Source organism: Rhizobium alarense, from assembly GCF_021555155.1.
GTDB lineage: Bacteria > Pseudomonadota > Alphaproteobacteria > Rhizobiales > Rhizobiaceae > Rhizobium_D > Rhizobium_D alarense.
The window spans coordinates 1-10,568 of sequence record NZ_JAKGBU010000121.1 but is presented as its reverse complement, the minus strand read 5'-3'; the positions used below and the strand labels follow the sequence as shown (position 1 = coordinate 10,568).

General features: G+C 66.2%; 9 protein-coding genes. 6 read left to right on the top strand and 3 right to left on the bottom strand.

Annotated features, from left to right (window positions below; genetic code table 11):
* Positions 1 to 273: 273 nt before the first annotated feature.
* Entirely contained in the window at positions 274 to 1,188 is a 915-nt protein-coding gene (locus tag LXM94_RS24135) for a LysR family transcriptional regulator (RefSeq protein ID WP_235774183.1), read from the bottom strand.
* 202 nt (positions 1,189 to 1,390) lie between these two features.
* Between LXM94_RS24135 and LXM94_RS24130 the strand changes: the two genes are divergently transcribed.
* The 6 genes from LXM94_RS24130 to LXM94_RS24105 are packed head-to-tail and all read left to right on the top strand — an operon-like array spanning position 1,391 to position 8,687.
* A complete protein-coding gene (locus LXM94_RS24130; protein WP_235774181.1) occupies positions 1,391 to 2,377 on the top strand; it encodes a BMP family protein in 987 nt (328 codons plus the stop codon).
* A 22-nt stretch (positions 2,378 to 2,399) separates the two neighbouring features.
* Positions 2,400 to 3,860 carry an amidase gene (locus LXM94_RS24125; RefSeq protein WP_235774179.1) on the top strand — a complete coding sequence of 487 codons (1,461 nt, stop codon included), beginning with the start codon at positions 2,400 to 2,402 and terminating at the stop codon, positions 3,858 to 3,860.
* A complete protein-coding gene (locus tag LXM94_RS24120; RefSeq protein WP_235774177.1) occupies positions 3,857 to 5,392 on the top strand; it encodes an ABC transporter ATP-binding protein in 1,536 nt (511 codons plus the stop codon). Before LXM94_RS24125 ends, LXM94_RS24120 begins: the two co-directional genes overlap by 4 nt.
* Positions 5,382 to 6,431, top strand: a complete 1,050-nt coding sequence (locus LXM94_RS24115; RefSeq protein ID WP_235774175.1) for an ABC transporter permease — start codon at positions 5,382 to 5,384, stop codon at positions 6,429 to 6,431. Before LXM94_RS24120 ends, LXM94_RS24115 begins: the two co-directional genes overlap by 11 nt.
* On the top strand, positions 6,428 to 7,369 hold the full coding sequence (locus LXM94_RS24110) for an ABC transporter permease (protein WP_235774173.1): 942 nt from the start codon (positions 6,428 to 6,430) through the stop codon (positions 7,367 to 7,369). The genes LXM94_RS24115 and LXM94_RS24110 overlap by 4 nt, the downstream gene beginning before the upstream one ends.
* Before the next feature lie 19 nt (positions 7,370 to 7,388).
* Positions 7,389 to 8,687: an amidohydrolase family protein gene (locus LXM94_RS24105; protein WP_235774171.1), complete on the top strand. Its 1,299-nt coding sequence runs from the start codon at positions 7,389 to 7,391 to the stop codon at positions 8,685 to 8,687.
* 26 nt (positions 8,688 to 8,713) lie between these two features.
* Here LXM94_RS24105 and LXM94_RS24100 read toward each other — a convergent pair whose 3' ends face one another.
* Together LXM94_RS24100 and LXM94_RS24095 are read right to left on the bottom strand one after the other, a co-directional pair.
* A complete protein-coding gene (locus LXM94_RS24100; RefSeq protein ID WP_268965234.1) occupies positions 8,714 to 9,856 on the bottom strand; it encodes an alpha-hydroxy acid oxidase in 1,143 nt (380 codons plus the stop codon).
* A gap of 54 nt (positions 9,857 to 9,910) precedes the next feature.
* Positions 9,911 to 10,568 (bottom strand): enolase C-terminal domain-like protein (locus LXM94_RS24095; RefSeq protein ID WP_329605644.1); only part of this gene is annotated, 658 nt, incomplete at its 5' end.

The following is a 10,568-nucleotide window of genomic DNA, read 5'->3' as shown; positions in this document are numbered from 1 at the left end:
GGCGCGCCGGATGACCGCCCGGCCCGTCTCGAAGATATCGGTACCGCCGAAATTCTGCCAGAGCCCGAGCGAGATCGGCGGCAGTTTCAGGCCTGACCGGCCACAGGGGCGATAGTCGGTATTCTCGTAACGCTTCGGACCCGCCGTATACATAGTCCCGTCTCCCTTTGGACCCGGCGCAGTCCGGGCGACCGTTGTTCATGTGGTGGTATTCAGTCCCGATCGATGAATCAATGACGCAAAGCTCAACGCATCGATGATGCCAGCTCATCATTACCCGGCATCGCCACAGGGATCGAGTTCACGGATCACCTGGATCAGCGCACTTACGCCATGGGGAAGCTGGCGGCGGCTGGAATAATATATGGCGAACGGCGGTCCGTAGGACGCCCAGTCCGGCAGGACCACTTCGAGCTGGCCGCTCGCGACATGCGGCCGCGCCAGTTTCTCGAGGCAGTAGAACAGTCCCACACCGTCGATCGCCGCATTGATCGCGAAATCCGACTCGCCCGAGATGACGGCGCCGGGCACATCGATCTCGCGCCGTTCCTCTCCGCGCTCGAACTCCCACTTGTAGATCTGGCCGCGGCCGGTGCGGATGCGGATGCAGCTATGGTCGAGAAGATGGTCCGGATCGCGGGGCCGACCGTTTCGGGCGAAATAGGACGGCGCGCCGACGGCGACCCATTTCAGCGACGGGGTCAGCGGGACAGCGATCATGTCCTCGGGAATCGTGCCGGCATAGCGCAGCCCCGCGTCGAACCCTTCCGCGGTGACATCGACGAAATGATCGTCGGCTGCGACCTCTATCTCTATGTTCGGGTAGCGTTGCAGGAAGACCGGCAGGACGGGACGCAGCAGCAGGGTCGCGGCGTCGCGCAGCAGGTTGATGCGGATCGATCCCGCCGCTCCGTGATACTGACCTCTCAGATCGTCCAGCCCGCCGTGAATAATGTCGAGGCCGGCTGCAATCTTCTCCGCAAGCGCCCGGCCGGCCACGGTCGGCGCGACGCTGCGGCTGGTACGGTTGAGCAGGCGGACACCGAGACGCTCCTCCAGTGCCTTCATGCGGTGGCTGAGCGCGGAGGCCGTCATCTCCAAGTGATCGGCGGCCTTGCGGAAACTGCGGTACTGCACGATCAGCAGGAAGATCGAGAGTTCGTAGACCTCGTTTCGATTGAGTGGCATGGGTGAGAGCCTCCCGCGCTCCGTCGTCTGCATCCTGCACTACAGCGTACCGCGCCGGCACGCCACACCGGTTGTATCGACGGCCGTAGACTGCATGAATCGTGTGCTTGACCATTTTCTGGGCATGTCGCTCGCTTGACTCGTTTTTGAGCGAATCCTATGGTTTTTAGACCAATTGGTAAATAAAAAGGGGTTCGCTAACGTGACGAAAAATATCATGATTTCACGCCGTTCCGTGCTCGCAACCGGCCTCGTCCTCGGCGCCGGCGCCTTCATGCCGGGTGCGCGCGCTCAGGCGCCGCTAAAGGTGGCCGGCATCCACGCATCGCCGGTCGAAAACGCCTGGAACTCGCGCCTTCACGAGGCGCTGCAGGCGGCGGCGGCAGACGGCGCAATCGAATACACCTTCTCGGAAGGCGTCTCCGGCACCGACTATCCCCGCGCCATGCGCGAATATGCCGAACAGGGCAACAAGCTGATCGTCGGCGAATCCTATGCGGTCGAGCGCGAGGCGCGCCAGGTTGCCGCCGACTATCCGGACACGGCCTTCCTGATGGGCTCCAGCGGCGAGTCCGCGGGCGACAATTTCGGCGTTTTCGGCACCTGGAACCACGATGGCGCCTATCTTGCAGGCATGCTGGCCGGCACGATGACGAAGTCCAACATCGTCGGTTCCGTCGGCGCAATCCCGATCCCGGAAGTCAACATGCTGATCAACGCCTTCGCCGAAGGCGTCAAGGCCGTCAACCCCGATGCCAAGCACCTCGTCTCTTTCATCGGAACCTTCTTCGACCCGCCCAAGGCCCGCGAAGCCGGCCTCGCCCAGATCGACGCCGGCGCCGACATCCTGTTCGGCGAGCGCATCGGCACGGCGGATGCCGCCAAGGAGCGTGGAATCAAGTCGGTCGGTTCGCTTCTCGACTATACGCCGCGCTATCCCGAAACGGTCTTCGCCAATGCCATGTGGTATTTCCGGCCGATCCTCGACGCGGCGGTCGCCGACGTGGCTGCCGGCAAGCCGGTCGGCAAGGTCTATACCGCCTACGGCCTGATGAAGGACGGCGGCAGCGACATCGTCTATGTGAAGGGCGTTGCCTCGGCGGAAGCCGAAACGGCGATGGAGGCGAAACGCGCCGAGATCAAGGCCGGTACCTTCGAAGTGCCGATCATGATGGAAGAGCCCAAGTAACGGCTCGGCGGCGGGCAGGACCATGCTGGATGCGACCACGCTGGGCGACATGCCGGCCGTGACGGATCGGGACGACGCAACGGCGCTCGCTGCCGCGATCGCATGCGGCACCGTAACCTGTCGCGAGGCGATGGACGCGAGCCTTGCCGCGGCCGAACGCCACCGCGACCTCGGCGCCCTCTGTCACATCGACGCGGACCGCGGCCGCAAGGTGGCGGACGCGATGGACGAGGAGCGTCGCTCCGACCCCGCCGGCTTCGCAACACGCGCCTTCGCGGGCGTTCCGACGCTTGCCAAGGACCTCGGCGGACCCTTTGCCGGCTTCCCGGTGCGGGCCGGGTCGCATCTCTTCGACCATCTCGCCGGCGGCAGCATGGATTCCGACCTTGCTGCGCGCTTCCGGGCGGCGGGACTATGCGTCTTCGGCATGACGACCAGCCCTGAGGTCGGGTTGTCGCTCGCCAGCGAACCGGCACGCGGTCCGACCTGCCGCAATCCGCTTGCTTCCGCGCTGACGGCCGGGGGATCCTCCGGTGGCGCGGCGGCGGCGGTGGCGGCCGGCATCGTCGCCATCGCGCATGCCACCGACGCCGGCGGCTCCATTCGTGTACCGGCCGCGTGTTGCGGTCTCGTCGGCCTTAAGCCGACACGCGGCGCCATGCCCGGCGGTCCCGCCTTCGGCAACCATCTCGGCGGTATTGCCAGCGAGTTCGTCGTCGCCCGCTCGGTTCGAGACACCCGACGCGCCCTCTCTGCCTTGGCCGGCCGGGCGCGCGGACCCTTCGCCGATCTCGCTTTTTCGGATGCCGCACCCGGAAAGCTGCGAATCGGCGTCCTTGCCGAAACCGGCAGCCGCTTCCCGATGGACCTGCAGCGCGCCACGGCCGTTTCCGATGCCGCACGGGCGCTGGAAGCGGACGGGCACAGGATCGTCCCGGTCGTCGCCTGGGCCGAACTGGAAGGCCTTGCCGGGGCGAGCAACCGGGTCTTCGCCGACATCATTTCCGTCAATCTCGCGCGCCTCGTCGAAAGCCTCCGCCTCGACCTCTCGCTCTGCGAACCGATGACCGGCGCGGTCGCGGAACGCGGCGCGGCGATGCCTGCGACCGCATTCTGGGACAGCCTGACGGCGGCCGTGTCCGTCAGTCATGCGCTCTGGAACCTGTTCGACGGGTTCGACTGCCTGCTCACGCCCATGCTTGCAACGGCCCCGCCACCGCTTGGCAGCTTCCCGACCGATCACACAGACGCGAACCTGCATTTCAGCCGCATGGCCGCATTCGCCCCTCTGGCGACGCTCGCCAATATCTCAGGCGTCCCCGCGCTGACACTGCCCTTCGGAGCCGACGGCGACGGCTTGCCGCTCCCCGTCCAGCTTGTTGGGCCGATGGGATCGGATCGCATACTGCTTGCGCTTGCCGACCGACTCGCGGCAGAGCAGCGCTGGCGGCATCGTTTTCCCGTCGCAGGACTGGCCGCATGACCGCCTCTCCGGTGCTCGAACTCAGCAACATCAGCAAGCGCTTCGGCTCGACCGTCGCCAACGACGACATCTCGATCCATCTGAACAAGGGCGAGCTGCTGGCCCTTCTCGGCGAGAACGGCGCCGGCAAGACGACGCTGATGAGTGTCCTCTTCGGCCATTACACGCCGGACACCGGTACTGTGCGGGTCGACGGCACCGACCTGCCTCCCGGCAAGCCCCGCGCTGCGATCCGCGCCGGCGTCGGCATGGTGCACCAGCACTTCGCACTGGCGCCGAACCTCTCGGTGCTGGACAACGTCATGACCGGCACGGAGAGCCTGCTGTCACTCCGCTCCAACCGCAAGGCGGCGCGCGCCAGGCTGCTGGCCATCGCCAAACGTTTCGGCCTCGCCGTCGATCCCGATGCCCGGCTCGGCGATCTCTCGGTGGGCGAGCAGCAACGTGTCGAGATCCTCAAAGCGCTCTACAATGACGCGCGCATCCTGGTCCTCGACGAGCCGACGGCGGTGCTCAGCAACATCGAGGCGGAGAAGCTCTTTGCGACGCTGAAGGAGATGGCACGGCACGGCCTGTCGCTCATCTTCATCTCGCACAAGCTCGACGAGGTGATGGCGGCGGCGGATCGCATCGTGGTGCTGCGCGGCGGCAAGGTGGCAGCAGAGCGCCTGGTCGGCGCGACGGACAAGGCCGAGCTTGCGGAGCTGATGGTCGGAAAACGCGTGACGCGGCCGACACGGGCGGCCGCCAAGCCGGGCGCAACCGTCTTCGAGGTCGCCGGCGTGACGGTCCGCCAAGGCGGCATCGACCGTCTCCAGAACATCAGCTTCCGCCTGCGCGAAGGCGAGACGCTCGGCATCATCGGCGTCTCCGGCAACGGCCAGGCAACACTCTCCCAACTCATGTCGGGTCTGGTCTCGCCGTCGGCCGGCAGGCTCCTTGCCTTCGGCGAGGCGGTTTCCGGATTCGACGTGCGCGGGCTGATCGAAGCGGGCATCGGCCGGATCCCGGAGGACCGCAACCGGCAGGGCGCGATCGGCGAGCTGGCGATCTGGGAGAATGCCGTGCTGGAACGTCTCTGGTCGCCGGCCTTCTCGCGACGCGGCGTCGTTAACCGCAAGGCCGGCATGGCTTTTGCCAACCGCATCATCGGAGACTTCGACGTGCGCGGCGCCGCCGCCGGAAGCCGGACGCGCCTGCTGTCCGGCGGCAACATGCAGAAGCTGATCCTCGGCCGCAATCTCATCGATCGTCCCCGCATCCTCGTCGCCGTGCAGCCGACACGCGGGCTCGACGAGGGCGCCGTCGCCGCGATCCATGCCCGCATCCTAGAGGCCCGCGCTCAGGGAACGGCCGTGCTGCTGATCTCAGAGGACCTGGACGAGGTGCTCGGCCTCGCCGACCGCATCCAGGCGATCGTCAAGGGCCGGCTGTCCCTGCCGGTCCCTGCTGAGGAAGCCAATTCGCGCATGCTGGGGCTGATGATGTCCGGCGAATGGCAGATGACCGAAAGGAACGACCATGCGTTTTGAGCGCCGCGAGCACCGTCCGCTCTGGCTCGTCGTGCTGTCGCCGCTGATCGCCATCGTTGCGGCGCTGGCACTTGCCGGTATCCTCATCGCGCTCGCCGGTGCGCCGGTCTTCGAAGCCTATGGCCGCATCCTGACCGGCGCCTTCGGCACCCGGCTTGCCGCGACCGAAACCCTGACGCGCGCGACGCCGCTGATCCTCACCGGCCTTGCCGCTGCGATCGCCTTCCGGGCCAGGCTCTGGAACATCGGTGCCGAGGGACAGTTCTATCTCGGCGCGATCGCCGTCGCGGCGCTCGGCTCCGGTGCGCTGTCCGGGCTGCCGGCACCCGCGCTGATCCCCCTCCTCTTCGCGGGCGGCGCCGTCGCCGGCATGCTTTTCCTGCTCCTGCCGCTCTGGCTCAGGCTCCGCTTCGCCGTGGACGAGGTGGTCACCAGTCTTCTCCTCAACTTCGTGGCCGTGCTCTTCGTCTCCATGCTGATCGATGGCGTGCTGAAGGATCCGCTCGCCTTCGGCTGGCCGCAGTCGATGCCGGTCGGCGACCATGCGCTTCTGCCGAAGCTGATCGACCGCTCACGTCTCCATGTCGGCCTCCTGGTCGCTGTTGCCGTGGCGGTCGCGGTGCATCTGATACAGTCGCGCACGGTCTTCGGTCTGCAATCGCGCGCCGCCGGCCTCAATCCGGACGGCGCCGTCTTCGCCGGCGTTCCGCTCGGGCTGACGCTCGTCAAGGTCGCCTGCCTCTCCGGCGGGCTTGCGGGGCTCGCGGGTGCCATCGAGGTCATGGGTGTGAAGGGCTATGTGACGACCGACCTTTCGCCGGGTTACGGCTATTCCGGCATCATCGTCGCCATGCTCGCCAACCTGCATCCGATCGGCGTCGTCGCCGCCGCGCTCTTCACGGCAACCATGTTCGTCGGCGCCGACGGCATGAGCCGGGCGCTCGGCATTCCAACCTATATCGCGGACGTGACGGTGGCGCTCTCGCTGCTGACCATGCTCGTCGCGCTCTTCTTCACCCAGTACAGGATCCGCCGATGACGCTCGTTTTCGACATCGTGGCATCCGCCGGACTCTGGGCCGCCGTCCTGCGCATCGCGACGCCGCTGATCTTCGGCACGCTCGGCGCGCTCCTCAGCGAGCGGTCCGGCGTGCTGAACCTCGGCATCGAGGGCATCATGACCTTCGGCGCCATGGCCGGCTGGCTCGCGGTCTTCAACGGTGCCGACCTCTGGACGGGGCTGCTCGCTGCGGCCCTGTCGGGCGCGATGTTCGGGCTCCTCCACGCTGTCATGACCGTCACGCTCGGCCTGTCGCAGCATGTCACCGGCCTCGGCATCACCCTCTTCGCCTCGAGCCTCAGCTACTACGTCTTCCGGCTCACCGTGCCGCTCGCCTCGACGCCGCCGACCGTGACGCCGTTCCAGCCGATCTTCATCCGCGGCCTTTCCGACCTCCCCTTCGTCGGCCCCGCCTTCTTCACGCAGACCGCGCCGACCTACCTTTCCATCGTCATCGCTCTGCTGCTCGCCTATATCCTGTTTCGCACGCCCTTCGGCCTGGCGCTTCGCATGTCCGGGGAAAATCCGCATGCGGCGGAATCCCAGGGCGTCAATCCGGTCACGATGCGCTACATCGCCGTCATGGCGGGCAACGCGCTGATGGCGGTGGGCGGCGCGTTCCTGACGCTCTCGGCCTTCAACAGCTTCTTCCCGACGATGATGCAGGGACGCGGCTGGATCTGCATCGCGCTCGTCGTCTTTGCGTCCTGGCGGCCGGGGCGGGCCCTGTTCGGCGCCCTGCTCTTCGCCTTCTTCGACGCCTTCCAGCTCCGGCTGCAGACGGTATTGGAAGGCGTGCCCTACCAGGTCTTCCTGATGATCCCCTATATCCTCTCGATCGCGGCGCTCGCGATCATGGCGCGGCGCGCCCGCGTGCCGCAGGCCCTGATGCAGCCCTACCGGCGCGGCGAACGCTGACAGACACAAGGTGACCTCCATGTTCGATCTCATCATCCGCAACGCCAACCTGCCGGACGGAAGCGAAGGCGTCGACATCTGCGTTTCCGGCGGCACGATCGCCGAAATCGGCCCGCGCATTGAGGCGGTCGCGAAGGACGAGATCGATGCGACCGGCCGGCTCGTCACGCCGCCCTTCGTCGATCCGCATTTCCACATGGACGCGACGCTGTCCCTCGGCCTGCCGCGCATGAACGTCTCGGGCACGCTGCTTGAAGGTATCGCCCTGTGGGGCGACCTCCGCCCGCTGCTGACGCGCGAGGCGCTGGTCGAACGCGCACTGAACTATTGCGATCTCGCCGCGTCCCAGGGACTGCTCGCCATCCGCAGCCATGTGGATACCAGCGATCCGCGGCTGGTGACGGCGGAAGCGCTGATCGAGGTGCGGGAAAAGGTTGCCCCCTATATCGACCTCCAGCTCGTCGCTTTCCCGCAGGACGGCTACTTCCGGGCGCGGGACGGCAGCAAATCGCTCGAGCGTGCGCTCGACATGGGCCTGGACATCGTCGGCGGCATTCCGCATTTCGAGCGCACCATGGCGGAGGGCAAGGAATCGGTCGAGGCGCTCTGCCGCATCGCCGCCGACCGCGGCCTGCCGGTCGACATGCACTGCGACGAAACGGACGACCCGATGTCGCGCCACATCGAGACGCTTGCCGCCGAGACCGTGCGCTTCGGCCTCGAGGGCCGGGTTGCCGGCTCGCACCTGACTTCGATGCATTCGATGGACAACTACTACGTCTCCAAGCTCATCCCGCTGATGGCGGAGGCGGAGATCAACGTCATCCCGAACCCGCTCATCAACATCATGCTGCAGGGCCGGCACGACACCTATCCGAAACGGCGCGGCATGACGCGGGTGCGCGAACTGATGGCTGCCGGCCTCAACGTCTCGTTCGGCCACGACTGCGTGATGGACCCCTGGTATTCCATGGGGTCCGGCGACATGCTGGAGGTCGGCCACATGGCGATCCACGTGGCGCAGATGGCGGGCATCGAGGACAAGCGGAAGATTTTCGATGCGTTGACTGTCAATTCGGCAAAGGCGATGGGCCTGGAGCACTACGGTCTCGCCAAGGGCTGCCACGCCGACATGGTCATGTTGCAGGCACGCGATCCGCTGGAAGCTCTGCGCCTCAAGGCGACGCGCCTCGCCGTCATTCGTCGCGGCAAGGTCATCGCCCGCTCGGCGCCGCGCGTCAGCCAGTTGATGCTGGCAGGCCGCCCGTCGTCCGTCGACGCGGCCGCCTATGCGCCGAAGCTGCCGGGCGGCGTGTAACGCATCCATCGCAAACTGCGGAAGCCTCAGAGTTCCCGGTGCAGGTTCCTGCGCGAGAGATTGTGCACGTCCCGCTCGCCGCAGAGCGCCATGGTGACGTCGAGTTCGCGGCGAATGATCTCCAGCGCCCGTGTGACGCCCGCCTTGCCGCCGGCGCCGAGGCCATAGAGAAAGGAACGGCCGATATAGGTGCCCTTGGCACCGTAGCAGAGCGCCTTCAAGACGTCCTGCCCGGAGCGGATGCCGCCGTCGAGATGAACCTCGATCTTGTCGCCGACCGCGTCGACGATGCGCGGCAGCATGCTGATCGAGGACGGCGCGCCGTCGAGCTGGCGCCCGCCGTGGTTGGAAACGATGATGGCGTCCGCTCCCGTGCCGACCGCCATGCGCGCATCCTCCTCGTCGAGGATGCCCTTGAGGATCAGTTTGCCGCCCCAGCGCTCCTTGATCCAGGCGACATCCGCCCATGAGAGCTTGGGATCGAACTGTTCGTTGGTCCAGACGAACAGCGACGACAGGTCGCTGACGCCCTTCGCATGACCGACGATGTTGCGGAAGGTGTGGCGCTTCGTCTTCAGCATGTCGAGGCACCAGAAGGGTCGCGTCGCCATCTGCCAGACGTGTTTCGGCGTGAATTTCGGCGGCGCGGAAAGCCCGTTTCGCAGGTCCTTGTGGCGCTGGCCGAGGATCTGCAGGTCGAGCGTCAGGACCAGTGCCGAGCAGCCGGCCGCCTTCGCCCGGTCGATCAGGTTGTGGACGAAATCCTTGTCCCGCATCACGTAGAGCTGGAACCAGAAGGGCTTTGTCGTGACCGAGCGCACGTCCTCGATGGAGCAGATGCTCATGGTCGACAGCGTGAAGGGCACGCCGAAGGCTTCCGCCGCCTGTGCGGCCAGCATCTCGCCATCCGCATGCTGCATGCCGGTCAGCCCGGTCGGTGCAAGGGCGACCGGCATCGAGACCTTCTCGCCGATCATCTCGCTTTCAAGCGAACGGTTCGTCATGTCGACGAGCACCCGCTGGCGGAGCTTCACCTTGTGGAAATCGTCCTCGTTTGCACGATAGGTGCCTTCTGTCCAGGCGCCGGAATCGGCGTAGTCGAAGAACATCTTCGGCACGCGGCGCTTGGCGCGCGCCTTCAGTTCGGCGATCGTCAGGACGTCTTTCAAGGCTGGGCACTCCCTCGCATTTCCGGCAGGTCCGGCCAGGCCGGCGCGATAGTCTTAAGACCGGAACGTGTAGTCCGCAATCGATTCCGGTTTCATCTCGATCGAAAAGCCGGGCCGCTCCGGCGGCATGTAGGCGGCGTCGCGAATGAGGCAGGGATCGAGGAAATGCTCGTGCAGATGGTCGACATATTCGATCACGCGGCCGTCCTTCGTACCGGAAACGGCGACGTAGTCGATCATCGAAAGATGCTGCACATACTCGCAAAGGCCGACGCCGCCCGCATGCGGCCAGACCGGCAGGCCGAATTTCGCCGCGATCAGCAGCACGGCGAGGACCTCGTTCAGCCCGCCCATGCGGCAGGAATCGATCTGAACGATGTCGATGGCGCCCTCGGCGATGAACTGCTTGAACATGATGCGGTTCTGGCACATCTCGCCGGTCGCGACCTTCACCGGGCCGATCGCCCGGCGGATCTTGCGGTGGCCCGCCACATCGTCCGGGCTCGTCGGCTCCTCGATGAAATAGGGATTGGCGAAGGCAAGCTTCTTCACCCAGTCGATCGCCTGGTCGACCTCCCAGACCTGGTTGGCGTCGATCATCAGGTAACGATCCGGGCCGATCACCTCGCGGGCGATCGTCAGGCGGCGGATATCGTCCTCAAGGTCGCGGCCGACCTTCATCTTGACATGCCGGAAGCCGGCGTCGACCGCC

What these genes read in the sequence shown, in the direction of transcription:
- LXM94_RS24135 (WP_235774183.1), bottom strand. Translation starts at nt 1,188, where the DNA reads ATGCCACTCAATCGAAACGAGGTCTACGAACTCTCGATCTTCCTGCTG.
- LXM94_RS24125 (WP_235774179.1), top strand. Translation starts at nt 2,400, where the DNA reads ATGCTGGATGCGACCACGCTGGGCGACATGCCGGCCGTGACGGATCGG.
- LXM94_RS24120 (WP_235774177.1), top strand. Translation starts at nt 3,857, where the DNA reads ATGACCGCCTCTCCGGTGCTCGAACTCAGCAACATCAGCAAGCGCTTC.
- LXM94_RS24115 (WP_235774175.1), top strand. Translation starts at nt 5,382, where the DNA reads ATGCGTTTTGAGCGCCGCGAGCACCGTCCGCTCTGGCTCGTCGTGCTG.
- LXM94_RS24110 (WP_235774173.1), top strand. Translation starts at nt 6,428, where the DNA reads ATGACGCTCGTTTTCGACATCGTGGCATCCGCCGGACTCTGGGCCGCC.
- LXM94_RS24105 (WP_235774171.1), top strand. Translation starts at nt 7,389, where the DNA reads ATGTTCGATCTCATCATCCGCAACGCCAACCTGCCGGACGGAAGCGAA.